At 68.9% G+C, this 15,116-nt stretch carries 11 protein-coding genes; 6 read left to right on the top strand and 5 right to left on the bottom strand.

The window, feature by feature from the left end; all coding sequences use genetic code 11:
- Positions 1 to 32 precede the first annotated feature (32 nt).
- The 3 genes from AC07OD_RS27445 (at position 33) to AC07OD_RS27435 (ending at position 4,713) form a co-directional block, all read left to right on the top strand.
- Positions 33 to 2,726: a cation-translocating P-type ATPase gene (locus tag AC07OD_RS27445; RefSeq protein WP_494598516.1), complete on the top strand. Its 2,694-nt coding sequence runs from the start codon at positions 33 to 35 to the stop codon at positions 2,724 to 2,726.
- Positions 2,727 to 2,894: 168 nt separating this feature from the next.
- A complete protein-coding gene (locus AC07OD_RS27440) occupies positions 2,895 to 4,178 on the top strand; it encodes an O-acetylhomoserine aminocarboxypropyltransferase/cysteine synthase family protein (protein ID WP_494598515.1) in 1,284 nt (427 codons plus the stop codon).
- Between the two features lie 85 nt (positions 4,179 to 4,263).
- Positions 4,264 to 4,713 carry an energy transducer TonB gene (locus AC07OD_RS27435; RefSeq protein WP_218294576.1) on the top strand — a complete coding sequence of 150 codons (450 nt, stop codon included), beginning with the start codon at positions 4,264 to 4,266 and terminating at the stop codon, positions 4,711 to 4,713.
- A 27-nt stretch (positions 4,714 to 4,740) separates the two neighbouring features.
- On the opposite strand, the gene egtB is transcribed toward AC07OD_RS27435, so the two are convergent.
- Positions 4,741 to 5,976, bottom strand: coding sequence for an ergothioneine biosynthesis protein EgtB (egtB, locus tag AC07OD_RS27430; RefSeq protein ID WP_494598514.1), 1,236 nt, complete (start codon positions 5,974 to 5,976; stop codon positions 4,741 to 4,743).
- A gap of 8 nt (positions 5,977 to 5,984) precedes the next feature.
- Entirely contained in the window at positions 5,985 to 6,905 is a 921-nt protein-coding gene (gene egtD / locus AC07OD_RS27425; protein WP_218340972.1) for an L-histidine N(alpha)-methyltransferase, read from the bottom strand.
- A 328-nt stretch (positions 6,906 to 7,233) separates the two neighbouring features.
- Here egtD and AC07OD_RS27420 point away from each other — a divergent pair, with 328 nt between their 5' ends.
- Positions 7,234 to 7,482, top strand: a complete 249-nt coding sequence (locus AC07OD_RS27420; RefSeq protein ID WP_218340971.1) for a DUF1272 domain-containing protein — start codon at positions 7,234 to 7,236, stop codon at positions 7,480 to 7,482.
- Positions 7,479 to 8,111 carry a LysE family translocator gene (locus AC07OD_RS27415; protein WP_494598513.1) on the top strand — a complete coding sequence of 211 codons (633 nt, stop codon included), beginning with the start codon at positions 7,479 to 7,481 and terminating at the stop codon, positions 8,109 to 8,111. Before AC07OD_RS27420 ends, AC07OD_RS27415 begins: the two co-directional genes overlap by 4 nt.
- A 102-nt stretch (positions 8,112 to 8,213) precedes the next feature.
- Here the strand turns inward: AC07OD_RS27415 and AC07OD_RS27410 are convergent, their stop codons facing one another.
- Positions 8,214 to 8,804, bottom strand: a complete 591-nt coding sequence (locus AC07OD_RS27410) for an OmpW/AlkL family protein (RefSeq protein ID WP_218294571.1) — start codon at positions 8,802 to 8,804, stop codon at positions 8,214 to 8,216.
- A 136-nt stretch (positions 8,805 to 8,940) separates the two neighbouring features.
- Positions 8,941 to 9,930: a DUF808 domain-containing protein gene (locus AC07OD_RS27405; RefSeq protein WP_494598512.1), complete on the bottom strand. Its 990-nt coding sequence runs from the start codon at positions 9,928 to 9,930 to the stop codon at positions 8,941 to 8,943.
- 248 nt (positions 9,931 to 10,178) lie between these two features.
- On the opposite strand from AC07OD_RS27405, the gene AC07OD_RS27400 reads away from it, so the two are divergent.
- A complete protein-coding gene (locus tag AC07OD_RS27400; protein ID WP_218294569.1) occupies positions 10,179 to 10,868 on the top strand; it encodes a class I SAM-dependent methyltransferase in 690 nt (229 codons plus the stop codon).
- 204 nt (positions 10,869 to 11,072) lie between these two features.
- Here the strand turns inward: AC07OD_RS27400 and purL are convergent, their stop codons facing one another.
- Entirely contained in the window at positions 11,073 to 15,080 is a 4,008-nt protein-coding gene (gene purL, locus AC07OD_RS27395; RefSeq protein ID WP_494598511.1) for a phosphoribosylformylglycinamidine synthase, read from the bottom strand.
- Between the last annotated feature and the right edge of the window lie 36 nt (positions 15,081 to 15,116).

The raw sequence follows: 15,116 nt of genomic DNA, 5'->3' as shown, positions 1-15,116 counted from the left end.
GCGGGCGTGCGGCCCGTCTCACCGATCGCCGCATGTCCCCATCCACCGCCCCGCACCTGCACCCCACCGAGGCCGTGGCCCAGGCCCATGGCGTCAACCCTGACGCAGGCCTGCACGCCGACGAAGCCCTGCGCCGCAGCGCCATCCACGGAGCCAACGAACTGGCGGCAGGGCAAGACCGCCCCTGGTGGCGCCTGCTGGCCGACCAGTTCAAGGACTTCATGGTGCTGGTGCTGCTGGGTGCGGCCGTCATCTCGGGCCTGGTGGGCGAGGTCACCGACACGCTGGTCATCCTCGTCATCGTGGTGCTCAACGCCGTCATCGGCTTTGTGCAGGCCTGGCGCGCCGACCAGGCCATGGCCGCGCTGCGCCAGCTGGCGGCGGCGCACGCCACGGTGCTGCGCAGCGGAGCCGTGCAGGTGGTGCCCGCCAGGGCGCTGGTGCCGGGTGACATCGTGCTGCTGGAGGCTGGCAACCAGATCCCGGCCGATCTGCGGCTGATCGAGATCGCGCAGCTGCAGGTGGATGAATCGGCCCTCACGGGCGAGTCCGTCACCGTGGCCAAGCAGACCGAAGCCCTGGCGGCCGAGGACGTGGGCGCCTTGGGCGACCGCACCAACATGGCCTTCAAGGGCACCACCGCCACGCATGGCCGGGCACGCGGCCTGGTGGTGGCTACCGGCATGCACACCGAGCTGGGCAAGGTGGCCACGCTGCTCGACGCGGGCGACCGCAGCACCCCGCTGCAGTTGCGCCTGGCGGCCTTTGGCAAGCGCCTGGCGATTGCGGTGCTGGGCATCTGCGCGGTGATCTTTGTGGTGGGTGTTTTGCGCGGTGAGGCACCGTTGCTGATGGCCCTCACTGCCATCAGCCTGGCCGTGGCCGCCATCCCCGAGGCCCTGCCTGCGGTGGTCACCGTGCTGCTGGCACTGGGCGCGCGCCGCATGGTGGCCGTGCATGCGCTGGTGCGGCGCCTGCCGTCGGTGGAAACGCTGGGCTCCGTCACCACCATTTGCTCGGACAAGACCGGCACGCTCACGCAGAACCGCATGCATGCCGAACTGATGGTGGCCCACGGCGTGCGCTGGGTGCCCGGCGACCCTCTGCCCGGCCCCGCCCATGCCGAGGCCCTGCGCGCCGCCGCGTTGTGCAACGACGCCACGCTGCAGGTACACAACGAAGAAGGCCCGTCGGGCATCCACTGGCAGGGCGACCCCACCGAAACCGCACTGGTGCTGGCAGCCCGCTCCGGCGGGATGGACAAGGCCCTGCTCGACATCGAGTTCCCTCGCGTGCAGGAGCAGCCGTTCGACTCCGACCGCAAGCGCATGACCACCTTCCACCGCGTGGCGGACGGCTACGTGGCCTACACCAAGGGTGCGCCGGAGTCGGTCTTGCCCCGGTGCACCGCCCACTGGACGCCCGACGGCGCTGCCGCACTGGACACCGCCAAGGTCCTCGCCGCCGCCCAGCAGCTTGCCGCACAGGGCCTGCGGGTGCTGGCCCTGGCGCGCCGCAGCCACGCCCGCCTGCCCGACACCAACGACATCGACGCGGTGGAAAACCAGCTGGAGCTGCTGGGCCTGATCGCCCTCATCGACCCGCCGCGCGCCGAGGCCCAGGCCGCGGTCCGCGACTGCATCAGCGCGGGCATCACGCCGGTGATGATCACAGGCGACCACCCCGCCACTGCGCGCGCCATTGCGCACCGCCTGGGCATTGTGAAGCGTAGCGATGCCCCGGTGCTTACCGGCGCCGACCTGGCCACGCTCGACGACGCCGCGCTGCGGGCGAAGGTGGAGCAGGTGCAGGTGTACGCCCGCGTGGACCCGGCGCAGAAGATCCGCATCGTCGAGGCGCTGCAGGCCCAGGGCCACTTCGTCGCCATGACGGGCGATGGCGTGAACGATGCCCCGGCGCTCAAGCGCGCCGACATCGGCGTGGCCATGGGCCAGGGCGGCACCGACGTGGCGCGCGAGGCCTCGAGCCTGGTACTGCTGGACGACAACTTCGCCACCATCGTCGCGGCCGTGCGCGAGGGCCGCCGCATCTACGACAACATCCGCAAGTTCGTGCGCTACGCGATGACGGGCAACTCGGGCGAGATCTGGACCATCTTCCTCGCGCCGCTGTTGCTGCTGCCCATTCCGCTGCTGCCCATCCACATCCTGTGGGTCAACCTGGTCACAGACGGCCTGCCCGGCCTGGCGCTGGCGGCCGAACCGGCCGAGCGCGGCATCATGCAGCGCCCGCCCCGCGCGCCGCGCGAAAGCCTGTTTGCCCATGGCATGTGGCAGCACATATTGGGCGTGGGCCTGCTCATCGGCGGGCTGTGCCTGGCGTTGCAGGCCTGGGCCCTGCACACCGGCCACGCGCACTGGCAGACCATGGTGTTCACGGTGCTCACGCTCGCGCAGATGGCGCATGTCATCGCCATCCGCTCCGAATCCGAACCCATCTGGCGCCTGGGCCTGCTGAGCAACCGCCCGCTGCTCTACGCCGTGCTGCTCACCTTTGCGCTGCAGATGGCCACCATCTACGTGCCCTGGCTCAACCCCATCTTCCGCACCGAGCCGCTGAGCCTGGGCGAGCTGGCGCTGTGCATTGGCGCCGCGCTGGTGGTGCTGGTAGTGGTGGAAATCGAGAAGGCCTGGCGCCGCAGCCAGCAGGCGCGGCGCACCACCCCAGAGCCCATGGACAGCGCCATGGACGAGCCTTCTGACTGAAAGAGCCCACGGCGCACAAGAACGTCATAAGCACATAGCCAACGATTCGATGACGCCACGGGCCAGCAGTGCCAGAATGGCCCGCGCCATCGGCACATCGGCAACGCCCAGCCATGCGTGGAGCCCGGTGGTGCCACTCCCTTCCCTTCAACGAAAGAGACAGCCTTCATGAGAATCGAGACCCTGGCCGTACACGCTGGCTACAGCCCCGACCCCACCACCAAGGCCGTGGCCGTGCCCATCTACCAGACGGTGGCCTACGCGTTTGACAGCGCCCAGCATGGCGCCGACCTGTTCGATTTGAAGGTGCCGGGCAACATCTACACCCGCATCATGAACCCCACCACCGACGTGCTCGAAAAGCGCGTCGCGGCGCTCGAAGGCGGCATCGCCGCGCTGGCCGTGGCCTCGGGCATGGCGGCCATCACCTATGCCATCCAGACCATTGCCGAGACAGGCGACAACATTGTGTCGGCCAGCACGCTGTATGGCGGCACCTACAACCTGTTTGCCCACACCCTGCCGCAGCAGGGCATCACCACCCGCTTTGCCGACCCGCGCGACCCGGCCAGCTTCGCGCAGCACATCGACGCGCGCACCAAGGCGATCTTCATCGAGTCCATCGGCAACCCGCTGGGCAACGTGACCGACATCGCAGCCATCGCCAAGGTGGCGCATGACCACGGCGTGCCGCTGATCGTGGACAACACCGTGCCCAGCCCCTACCTGCTGCGCCCCATCGAGCACGGCGCCGACATCGTGGTGCATTCGCTCACCAAGTACCTGGGCGGCCACGGCAACAGCGTGGGCGGCGCCATCGTGGACAGCGGCAAGTTCCCGTGGGCCGAGCACAAGGCCCGCTTCCCGCGCCTGAACGAGCCCGATGTGAGCTACCACGGCGTGGTCTACACCGAGGCGCTGGGCCCCGCCGCCTTCATCGGCCGCGCGCGTGTGGTGCCGCTGCGCAACACGGGCGCGGCGCTGTCGCCGCAAAGCGCCTTCCTGATCCTGCAAGGCATCGAGACCCTGGCCCTGCGCATGGACCGCATCTGCGACAACACGCTGGCGCTGGCGAAGTACCTGCAGGGCCACCCCAAGGTGGAATGGGTGCGCTACGCGGGCCTGCCCGACCACCCGGACCACGCGCTGGTGCAGCGGCAATCCGGCGGCAAGGCATCCGGCATCCTGAGCTTCGGGCTCAAGAGCACCGATGCGGACCCGCGCGCTGCGGGTGCACGCTTCCTCGACGCGCTGCAGCTCTTCACACGCCTGGTGAACATCGGCGACGCGAAATCGCTGGCCACGCACCCCGCATCGACCACGCACCGCCAGCTCAACCCCGAAGAGCTGGCCAAGGCGGGGGTGAGCGAGAGCATGGTGCGGCTGTCGGTGGGCATCGAGCACGTCGATGATCTGCAGGCCGACCTGGTGCAGGCACTCGAGGCTGTCTGAGCGTACGGCAACAGCCGGCGCCAGTTGCGGGATACTGGAGGACCTGCCCCGCGAATCGCGGGGCGCTCCCTGATTCAAGATCGCCATGTCCCGCCTATCCCCTCTTGCCCCGGTCACTCTCGGCCTGCTGATTCTGGCCGGCTGCAGCTCCACATCATCCATCCCGCCGCGCGGAGTGGATGTGACCGAATCCCACGTCACCAGCTTCCGCCAGAAGGAGGACGAGCAACTGCTGCAAAAGCAGGTTTCGCCTCCGCTGGATGCGCCTTTGACGCTGCTGGAGGCACCGCTGCCGCGCTACCCGTCCTTCCTCCTGAATGACACCTCGCTCAAAGCGCGCGGCGATGTGACGGTGTCGTTCGAGATCATGCCCAGCGGGCTGGTCGGCACCGCGCGCGTGCTGTCAGGAACGGGGGAGGATGCGCTGCACAAGCCGGCGATCGATGCGGTGCGCCGCTGGAAATTTGCGCCGCTGCTGCGCAATGGGGAGCCCGCCCGCCTGGTGCTGCAGCACACCTTCCGCATGGAACCCTGAGCGCGCCAGATACCGCCGCAAAGCCGCTCATGCGTCACGAGCCAGCCGCACACCCGTGTACTGCCAGCGGGCCGTGGCCGGGAAGAAGTTGCGGTAGGTGCTGCGCGCATGCCCGGGCGGCGTGGCGCAGGAGCTGCCGCGCAGCACGTACTGGTTGACCATGAACTTGCCGTTGTACTCGCCCACGGCGCCATCGACCGTGCGAAAGCCTGGGTAGGCGGCGTAGCTCGACTGCGTCCATTGCCAGGCCGCGCCGAACAGCTGCTCCAGGCCATGCGCGTCAGTTGTCCCTGCGGTCTGCGCGGCATGCTCCCATTCGGCTTCCGTGGGCAGGCGTGCGCCCACCCAGCGCGCATAGGCGTCCGCTTCGTAGTACGACAGGTGCACAACCGGCATCGCGCTCTGCACGGGCCGCAGGCCCGCCAGGGTGAACTCGTGCCAGGCGCCGTCGTCCCGCCGGTGCCAGTACAAGGGGTGCCGAAGCCCCTGGGCCACGCGCCAGTCCCAGCCTTCGGCCAGCCAGTGGGCGGGGTTGTCGTAGCCCCCACCTTCCACGAAGGCCATCCATTCCGCGTTGGTCACCAGCCGCGAGGCCAGTGCGTACGGCGCCAGGTAGGCGCGGTGGCGAGGGCTTTCGTTGTCGAAGGCGAAGCCGTCTCCGCCATGGCCCACCTCCACCAGCCCGCCTTCCAGATGCCGCCAGCCCAGGGGCCTGGCCGCCGGTACGAGCGCCTGGTCGCCGACGGGCACCACGGCGGCGCCATAGGCGGGATGCACAGGGTTGCACGACAGCAGGTGCTTGATGTCCGTCACCAGCAGTTCCTGGTGCTGCTGCTCGTGCTGCAGGCCCAGCTCGATCAGCGCACACAGCGCGGCGTTCTGCAGCACGGCGGGCACCAGGCGCGCCATCCGCCGGTCCACATCGGCGCGGTAGGCCAGCACCTCGTCCAGCGGCGGGCGCGTCAGCAGCCCCCGCTGCGGGCGCGGGTGCTTGGCGCCCACGCCGTTGTAGTAGGAATTGAACAGCACGCGGAACGCGGGCTCGAAGGGCGCGAAGCCCGGCTCGTTCGGCTCGAGCACAAAGGTCTCGAAGAACCAGGTGGTGTGCGCCAGGTGCCATTTGGCCGGGCTGGCATCGGGCATGGACTGCGCGCCGCAGTCCTCGGCCGACAGCGGCGCCACCAAGGCCACGGTGTGATCCCGCACGGCCCCGTAGCGCGACAGCAGCACGGCGAGCGGGGAGCAAAAATCCATATTGGTCATACAGGCCCTCAGGGTCTGGCGTGCACCACGGCAAACCAGCCACGGTCGTCCGTCCACGCCTGGGCCTGCGAGAAGCCTGCGCGCGCCAGCATGTCGGTGAACACGTGCAGCGGGTACTTGTAGCTGTTTTCGGTGTGGATGCGTTCGCCCTGGTCGAACCTGCGCCCGCCACCGGGCCAGCGCACCTCGGAGTCAGCCATCGCTTCCAGGTGCATCTCGATGCGCGACTCGCCCGGGTTGAAGAACGCCCGGTGCCGCCACTGGTCCACATCGAAATCGCTGCCGATCAATCGATTCACATGCCGCAGCACATTGCGGTTGAAGGCGGCGGTCACGCCGGCGGCGTCGTCGTAGGCCGCTTCCAGCACCTCCACGTCCTTGGGCAGGTCGATGCCGATGAGCAGGCCGCCGTCATCGTCGATCAGCTCGCGCATGTGGGCCAGCAAATCCAGCGCGTGCGGCGGGTCGAAGTTGCCGATGGACGAGCCCGGGTAGAACACCAGCCGTCCCGTGCGCGGAATGTCCTCGGGCAGGGCCACGCCCTGGGTCATGTCGCCGCCCACGGCCCGCGCGTCCAGCCCCGGAAAATCGTCGCGCAGGCCCCGCACCGCCGCCTGCAGGAAGTCCGCCGAGATATCCACGCCGACGAAGCACGCGGGCTGCACCAGCCGGCACAGCGTGCGCGCCTTCTGGCAGTTGCCAGCCCCCAGCTCCACCAGCGTGCGCCCCGTGCCCACGGCCTGCGCGATGTCGGCCGCATGCTGCTGCATGAGGGCGGTTTCGGTGCGCGTGGGGTAGTACTCGGGCAGGCGGGTGATTTCCTCGAACAGCTGCGAGCCGTGCTGGTCGTAGAAATACTTGGGGGAAATGCTCGCGGGCCGCTGGTTCAGGCCACGCGTGATGTCGTCGTTGGGGCTGGGCAAAGGCATGGGTCTTGAAACGTCTTGCGCGGCAATGCCGCTGGTTCTGTCCGACGGGGCCGTCCCGGGAGCCCAATGCCCGCCAGGCTGCCACGTACCCAGGCAAGGGCGCGAAGCCCCACCGCATCCGCCATTGTGAGCCGAGCCGATGGCGCCGTGTGTAGGCCAAATCCCCATGGCGCGGGCGGGCCTTCGGGTGCGGAAGCCGGCGGCGCAGCCGCCAGGGGCCGCCGCGGACGCGGGTGTACTGCCCGGCACGGGTCCATCTGTACCTTGTGAACGGCGCGCGCCCGGCATACGCTCGCCCTTCCCACGGACTTCTCACAAGGACCCTGCCATGCTTCAGATGCGCCCCAACTGCGAATGCTGCGACAAGGACCTGCCGCCCGATGCCACCAACGCGCGCATCTGCACCTTCGAGTGCACGTTCTGCAGCGACTGCGCCGGCGCCCGGCTGGGCCACGTGTGCCCCAACTGCGGGGGCGACCTCGTGCAGCGCCCGCGCCGGCCCGCCTCCAGGCTGGCGAAATACCCCGCATCCACCGAGCGGGTGCTCAAGCCCCAGGGCTGCGGGGTGATGGCATGACGCTCGCCACCCTGCTGGTCTTCTCGCTGGTGGCCCTGGTGGCCATCGCCACGCCCGGCCCCACGGTGCTGCTGGCGCTGGCCAACGGATCGCGCTATGGCGTGCGCCGGTCGCTGCCCGGCATGCTGGGCGCCGTGGCGTCGGATTTTGTGCTGGTCGGTGCCGTGGCGCTGGGCCTGGGCGCGCTGCTGGCGGCGTCCGAGTTCTGGTTTTCGGTGGTGAAGTGGCTGGGCGCGGCCTACCTGGCCTGGCTGGGTTTGCGGCTGCTGCGCTCGCAGGGGGGGCTGGACCTGGCCGCAGCGGACGGCGCGGCCGCCGGGCCTGCGGCCACGCCGCGCGGCATCTTCACGCGCTCATTCCTGGTCGCGGCGACCAACCCCAAGGGATACCTGTTCTGCTCGGCGCTGATGCCGCAATTCATCGATGCCAGCGCACCACAATGGCCGCAGTACGCCGCCATTGCAGCCGTGTTCGCGGGCCTGGACTTCGCCGTGATGCTGGCCTACGCCGCCATCGGGGCGCGCGCCGTCAAGCTGCTGCACCGCCGCGCGGTGCTGTGGCTGGACCGCTGCTGCGGCGGCGCGCTGCTGGCCCTGGCCGGATCGCTGGCCTTCTACCGACGGACTTAGATCCGTCATAGCCGATGAAAACTGGCGCACCGTCAACGCGAGCGCCACCGTGGATCCGGCTTTGCCGGTCCACCGCAGGCGTCCCCCTCAGGGGGAGCCTGGCTAGAACCTCCAGCCCAGGCCCACGCCCACCAGCACGGGGTCTGCCTTGAAGGTGCCCAGCTTGGCGCCGCCTGCCGTCACGTCGGTCTTGATGAAGACCTTCTTCAGGTCGAAGTTGAGGTACAGATTCTTCTGCAGCGGAATGTCCACGCCCACCTGCAGCGCGGGGCCGAAGCTGTTGCGGTCAATGTCCACGCCGGCGGGCAGCTTCACGCCGGAAAAGCGCGTGTAGTTCAGGCCCGCGCCCACATAGGGCTTGAAGCCGGGTGCATCGAAGTGGTATTGCAGCAGCAGCGTGGGCGGCAGGTGCTTGAGCGAGCCGATGGCCGTGCCGGAGGCGCTCAGCGTGTGCTTTTGCGGCACGGTCAGGATCAGTTCGGCCGCAATGTTCTTGTTGAAGAAGTACGTGACATCGACTTCGGGGATGGTCTTGTCGTTGATGGTCAGGCCCAGGGGCGTGCTGTCCTTGTTGGCACTGTCCAGGTGCACGGCGCGCGCGCGGACCATCCAGGGTCCTTCAGCCTGTTGCGCCAGGGCGGCGCCGGAAGCCAGGGCGCAGAGGGCGGCTACTGCCAGCAGGTTCTTTTTCATGGTGATTTCACATCGGTTGGACGGGGACGACCCCCGTGCATCCATTGAACCGCCATGCCCCTCCACCGGCCTTGCCCTATCTCAAGCCCCTCGTATTAACCCTTAGACATACATCAAGAAAAACGGCCTGCCCTTGTCAATGCGCGGTGGATTTCCCGCGCAGGCGCTGCACCAGCGTGACGGCTGCCAGCACCAGACCTCCCGCCACGATGCCGACCACCGCGTTGAGCAGGTTGGGCACCAGCACATGCCAGAGGGCGCCCACGGGCCATTGCGCGGCGGCCTCGCCAGCGGCATCCACCGCATGGTGCAGCGCGGGCAGGCCATGCACCAGGATGCCGCCGCCCACGAGGAACATGGCGGCGGTGCCCGCCACGGACAGGCCCTTCATGAGCCACGGCGCGGCCCGCAGGATGCCCGAGCCCACCGCCCTGGCCACGGCGCTGGCCTTGCCGTTCAGCCACAGGCCCAGGTCGTCGAGCTTGACGATGCCGGCCACCAGGCCATATACGCCGATGGTCATGATGACCGCGATGCCCGACAGCACGGTGACCTGCTGCACAAACGGCGCCGACGCCACGGTCCCCAGCGTGATGGCGATGATCTCTGCCGACAGGATGAAGTCGGTGCGCACCGCGCCCTTGATCTTGTCCTTCTCGAACGCCACCAGGTCCACCGCGGGGTTGGCATTGGCCAGCACATGGCTTTCATGCTCGGCGGCGTCTTCGTGGGGGGCGTGCAGCAGCTTGTGGGCGACTTTTTCAAAGCCTTCAAAGCACAGGAAGGCACCGCCAATCATGAGCAGCGGCGTCACGGCCCAGGGCGCGAACGCGCTGATCAGCAAGGCCGCGGGCACCAGGATCACCTTGTTGATGAACGACCCCTTGGCCACGGCCCACACCACCGGAATCTCGCGCTCGGCGCGCACCCCCGTGACCTGCTGGGCATTGAGGGCCAGGTCGTCGCCCAACACGCCGGCCGTCTTCTGGGCGGCCACCTTCGTCATGACCGAGACGTCGTCCGCCATGGCCGCGCTCTTCTTGGCGGCCACCTTGGTCATCAGGGCCACGTCGTCGAGGATGGTGGCGATGTCGTCCAACAGGGCAAGCAGGCTGCCAGAGGCCATGGGAAGTCCTTGAGATAGCAATGGAAAAGGCGGCATGCGTGCCGCCGCGCGTGGGCTGGACTATAGCAACGCACGGTCTTCGTTTGCGCCCGCCCCCCGGCCCCGGGAGCCTTTAGCGCAGGCCGTCGCCGTGCCCTCCTCCCAGCCCGCCATGGGGGCTGCGGCGCGCAAGGCGCATACTCGCGCCCTCACCCACCACTTTGGGGTCCCCGGGGCTTGTCCCCCTGCACGGGCTTCACGCCCATGCCATGCCCGGCTACCTGACCAAGCAAGAAGACATCGCCATCACCGGCGCGGCAGACCTGATCATCCGCTCGCTCCTGGACAAGCAGCAGTTTTCCGACCCGGAGGGTGCCGCCGAAGCGCTGGGCATCTCTTCCGCCGCCTGGCCGCTGTTCGGCCTGCTGTGGCCATCGGGGGCCCAGCTGGCGCACCGCATGGCCAGCCGCCCCCTGCGAAGCGGCGAGCGCGTGCTGGAGATCGGCTGCGGCCTGGCCCTGGCCAGCCTGGTGTGCCACCGGCGCGGCGTGGACGTGACCGCCAGCGACTGCCACCCCCTGGCATCGGCCTTCCTGCTGGAGAACGTGCGGCTCAACGGCATGTCGCCGCTCAAGTACCGCACCGGGCAATGGGGAGCCGACTTGACCGACACCTGCGCCGATGTGCAAGGCCGGTTCGACCTCATCATGGGCAGCGACGTCCTGTACGAGCGCGACGCACGAGGCAGCCTGGCCAACTTCCTCGACCGCCATGCGGCCGAAAGCGCGCAGATCTGGATCGTGGACCCCAACCGCGGCAACCGCTCCGCCTTCAGCAAGCAGATGGCCGCGCTGCGTTTTGACGTGGTGGAAGAGCGCCTGGACCACCCCGCGCTGGCCGATGTTCCGGCGTACAAAGGGCGGCTGCTGGTGTATCAGCGCGCCCCTGCAGTGGCCTGAGCAGGACTTGCCGGGCAGCCCGGCGCGACAGCGCCGCCAGCAGCCCGCCGGGCCCGCGCAGCCCAAACGCCCGTGCAGCCGTGCAAGGGCCGCCAAGCTGCGTATGCGGCGCTTTGCGGGCGTGCACCGGCTGCGCCCCTTCCCGCAGGGCAAGCCATTGAGAGAAGGGGGAAGGCGCGAAGCGACTCAGCAGGATGTGCTACGTCACCCCACCCACTTGCGGGCATTGCGCCAGATGCGCATCCAGGGACTGAGTTCGCTGCGGTCGCCCGAGGTCCAGCTCATCTGCACGTTGCGGAACACGCGCTCGGGGTGCGGCATGATGGCCGTGAAACGGCCGTCCGCCGTGGTCACGCCGGTCATGCCACCCGTGCTGCCGTTCGGGTTGAACGGGTATTGCTCGGTGGGCGCGCCGTGGTTGTCCACGAAACGCATCGCGGCGATGGCCGCGCCGGCGTTGCCGCGGTACTTGAAGTTGGCATAGCCCTCGCCGTGCGCCACGGCGATCGGCAGGCGGCTGCCCGCCATGCCCGCGAAGAACAGGCTGGGAGACTCCAGCACCTCCACCATCGACAGGCGGGCCTCGAAGCGCTCGCTCTGGTTGGTGGTGAAGCGTGGCCAGTCCTGCGCGCCCGGGATGATGTCCGCCAGCTCGGCAAACATCTGGCATCCGTTGCACACCCCGAGGCCAAAGGTGTCGGTGCGGCCGAAGAAGCCCTGGAACTGCTCGGCCAGCACGGGGTTGAAGGTGATGCTGCGCGCCCAGCCGATGCCGGCCCCCAGCGTGTCGCCGTAGCTGAAGCCGCCGCAGGCGACCACGCCCTTGAAGTCTTCGAGCTTGACGCGGCCGGTCTGCAGGTCGGTCATGTGCACGTCGTAGGCCTCGAAGCCGGCCTCGGTGAAGGTGTAGGCCATCTCGATGTGCGAATTGACGCCCTGCTCGCGCAGGATCGCGACCCGGGGTTTGGCCAGGTTCAGGAACGGCGCCGCCACGTTGTCGGCCGCGTCGAACGTGAGGTGCACGTGCATCCCGGGGTCGGCGGCCGCGCCCGCGGCGGCGTGCTCGGAGTCCGCGGTCGCGGGGTTGTCGCGCTGCTGGCAGATTTTCCAGCTCACGGCATCCCACACCTGGTGCAGGTCGGTGAGCTTGGCGCTGAACACGGCCTTGGCATCGCGCCAGACCTGCAGCTCGCCCTTGCCGGCGTCGATGCCCGACGATTGCGGACGCGTCTTGCCGACAAAGTGACTGAATCTGGACAGGCCGTGCTCGCGCAGCACCTGCATCACATCGTTGCGCTCTGCGGTGCGCACCTGCAGCAGCACGCCCAGTTCTTCGTTGAACAGGGCCTTGAGCGTGAGCTCCTCGCGGCGCGCGCTGACCTGCTGCGCCCAGTTCTTGGCATCCCCGGTCTCCATGCGGCTGTCGCTGATGCCGTCGCCTTCGGTCACGAGCATGTCCACATTGAGCGCCACGCCCACGTGGCCCGCAAAGGCCATCTCGGCCGCCGCCGCCAGCAGGCCGCCGTCGCTGCGGTCGTGGTAGGCCAGGACATGGCCCTTGGCGCGCAGCGCGTTCACGGCGTTGACCAGGTTCACCAGGTCCTGCGGATCGTCCACGTCGGGCACCACGTCGCCGCTTTGTTCCAGCGTCTGGCCCAGGATGCTGCCGCCCATGCGGTTCTGGCCCTTGCCCAGATCGATCAGCACCAGGGTGGTGTCATCCTCGGTGGCATCGAGCTGGGGCGTGAGCGTGCCGCGCACGTCGGAGAGCGACGCGAACGCGCTCACGATCAGGCTCACGGGGGACGTGACCTTTTTCTTGTCGCTGCCGTCGTTCCACTGCGTGCGCATCGACAGGCTGTCCTTGCCCACGGGGATGGAGACGCCCAGCGCCGGGCACAGCTCCATGCCCACGGCCTTCACGGTCTCGTACAAGGCAGCATCTTCGCCGGGCTCGCCACACGCGGCCATCCAGTTGGCGGACAGCTTCACACGCGGCAGCTCGATAGGCGCCGCCAGCAGGTTGGTGATGGCCTCGGCCACGGCCATGCGGCCCGATGCGGGTGCGTTGATGGCGGCCAGCGGCGTGCGCTCGCCCATGCTCATCGCCTCGCCCGCAAAGCCCTTGTAGTCGGCCAGCGTCACCGCGCAGTCCGCCACCGGCACCTGCCAGGGGCCGACCATCTGGTCGCGGTGCGACAGGCCGCCCACGGTGCGGTCGCCGATGGTGATGAGGAAACGCTTGGACGCCACCGTGGGGTGGGCCAGCACGTCGATCACGGCCTTTTGCAGCGGCACGCCGGTCAGGTCCATGGGCGCGAACTGGCGCTGCACGGTGGCCACGTCGCGGTGCATCTTGGGCGGCTTGCCCAGCAGCACGTTCATGGGCATGTCTACCGGCAGCTTCTGGTCGCCCGCCTCCACGGCGGTGTCCTGCAGCACCAGCTGGCGTTCCTCGGTGGCCGTGCCGATCACGGCGAAGGGGCAGCGCTCGCGCTCGCAGAACGCCTTGAACAGCGGCAGCGACTCGGGCGCGATGGCCAGCACGTAGCGCTCCTGGCTTTCGTTGCTCCAGATTTCCTTGGGCGCCATGCCCGATTCTTCGAGCGGCACGGCGCGCAGGTCGAAGCGAGCGCCACGGCCGGCGTCGTTCGTGAGCTCGGGGAAGGCGTTCGAGAGGCCGCCGGCACCCACGTCGTGGATGGCGAGGATGGGGTTGGCGGCGCCCTGCGCCCAGCAGTGGTTGATGACCTCCTGGGCGCGGCGCTCGATCTCGGGGTTGCCGCGCTGCACGGAGTCGAAGTCCAGTTCGGCGGCGTTGGCGCCACTGGCCATGGAGCTGGCGGCGCTGCCGCCCATGCCGATGCGCATGCCGGGGCCGCCCAGCTGGATGAGCAGCGAGCCAGCGGGGAACTCGATCTTTGTCGTCAGGCCCGCGTCGATCACGCCCACGCCGCCGGCGATCATGATGGGCTTGTGGTAGCCGCGCTGCACGCCAGCGACTTCCTGCTCGTACTCGCGGAAGTAGCCCGCCAGGTTGGGACGGCCGAATTCGTTGTTGAACGCCGCGCCACCCAGGGGCCCTTCCACCATGATCTGCAGCGGGCTGGCGATGTGCTCGGGCTTGCCGACCGTGCTGCCCCAGAGCTTGGACACGGTGAACCCCGTGAGGCCGGCCTTGGGCTTGGAGCCCCGCCCGGTGGCGCCTTCGTCGCGGATCTCGCCGCCCGCGCCGGTGGATGCGCCCGGGAAGGGAGAGATGGCGGTGGGGTGGTTGTGCGTTTCCACCTTCATCAGCACGTGCTGGGTGGCGCTACTTTTTTGATAGCTGGTAGCGCCCGCTGAATCAGCGGTAGAGGCCATTTTGGCCACGAACCGCTCGACCTCGCCGCCTTCCATGACCGAGGCGTTGTCCGAATACGCGATCACCGTGTGCTGGGGCGCCAGCTGGTGGGTGTTGCGGATCATGCCGAACAGCGATTTGTCCTGCGCCACGCCGTCGATGGTGAACTGGGCGTTGAAGATCTTGTGGCGGCAGTGTTCGCTGTTGGCCTGGGCGAACATCATCAGCTCCACGTCGGTGGGGTTGCGCGCCAGGCCCGTGAAGGCGTTGACCAGGTAGTCGATCTCGTCGTCGGCCAGGGCCAGGCCGAAACGGGTGTTGGCCGCCTCCAGCGCGGCGCGGCCGCCGCCGAGCACGTTGACGTGCTCCATGGGCGCGGGCTGCAGTTCGGTGAACAGCGCGGCGGCGGCGGCGCGGTCGGCCACCACGGACTCGGTCATGCGGTCGTGCAGCAGGGCGGCCACCTGGGCCAGTTGCTCGGCCGTCAGCTCGGGCGCCTTGCCCAGCAGGCCGGCCTTGAGGCTGATGCGGTATTCGGTGATGCGCTCCACGCGGCGGATGGCGATGCCGCAGTTGCGGGCGATGTCGGTCGCCTTGGACGCCCAGGGCGACAGCGTGCCCAGGCGGGGGGTGACGATGATGGCGGTGCCCTCGGCGGGGCCCGCATAGGGGTCGCCATAGGTCAGCAGGGCGGCCAGGCGCTCATGGTCGGCGGGCGTGGGGGGCGCGTCGGTGGCGACAAGGTGCACGAAGCGCGCTGCAATGCCGCTGATCTTGGGGTGGATGGCCTCCAGGGCGGGTTGGAGTTGCTGGGCGCGGAAGGTGCTGAGGGCGTTGCCGCCCGCCAGCGTGGTCATGTGCAAGGTCACGGTAGCGGCCTGTTGGGTGTGAGGGGTACGGTCGAG

This window comes from Acidovorax sp. GW821-FHT10E03 (genome assembly GCF_059415205.1).
The sequence above is the reverse complement of the archived record's forward strand: the minus strand, read 5'-3'. Positions and strand labels throughout refer to the sequence as shown.

What these genes read in the sequence shown, in the direction of transcription:
- AC07OD_RS27440 (WP_494598515.1), top strand. Translation starts at nt 2,895, where the DNA reads ATGAGAATCGAGACCCTGGCCGTACACGCTGGCTACAGCCCCGACCCC.
- egtD (WP_218340972.1), bottom strand. Translation starts at nt 6,905, where the DNA reads ATGCCTTTGCCCAGCCCCAACGACGACATCACGCGTGGCCTGAACCAG.
- AC07OD_RS27415 (WP_494598513.1), top strand. Translation starts at nt 7,479, where the DNA reads ATGACGCTCGCCACCCTGCTGGTCTTCTCGCTGGTGGCCCTGGTGGCC.
- AC07OD_RS27410 (WP_218294571.1), bottom strand. Translation starts at nt 8,804, where the DNA reads ATGAAAAAGAACCTGCTGGCAGTAGCCGCCCTCTGCGCCCTGGCTTCC.
- AC07OD_RS27420 (WP_218340971.1), top strand. Translation starts at nt 7,234, where the DNA reads ATGCTTCAGATGCGCCCCAACTGCGAATGCTGCGACAAGGACCTGCCG.
- AC07OD_RS27400 (WP_218294569.1), top strand. Translation starts at nt 10,179, where the DNA reads ATGCCCGGCTACCTGACCAAGCAAGAAGACATCGCCATCACCGGCGCG.
- egtB (WP_494598514.1), bottom strand. Translation starts at nt 5,976, where the DNA reads ATGACCAATATGGATTTTTGCTCCCCGCTCGCCGTGCTGCTGTCGCGC.
- AC07OD_RS27405 (WP_494598512.1), bottom strand. Translation starts at nt 9,930, where the DNA reads ATGGCCTCTGGCAGCCTGCTTGCCCTGTTGGACGACATCGCCACCATC.
- AC07OD_RS27435 (WP_218294576.1), top strand. Translation starts at nt 4,264, where the DNA reads ATGTCCCGCCTATCCCCTCTTGCCCCGGTCACTCTCGGCCTGCTGATT.
- AC07OD_RS27445 (WP_494598516.1), top strand. Translation starts at nt 33, where the DNA reads ATGTCCCCATCCACCGCCCCGCACCTGCACCCCACCGAGGCCGTGGCC.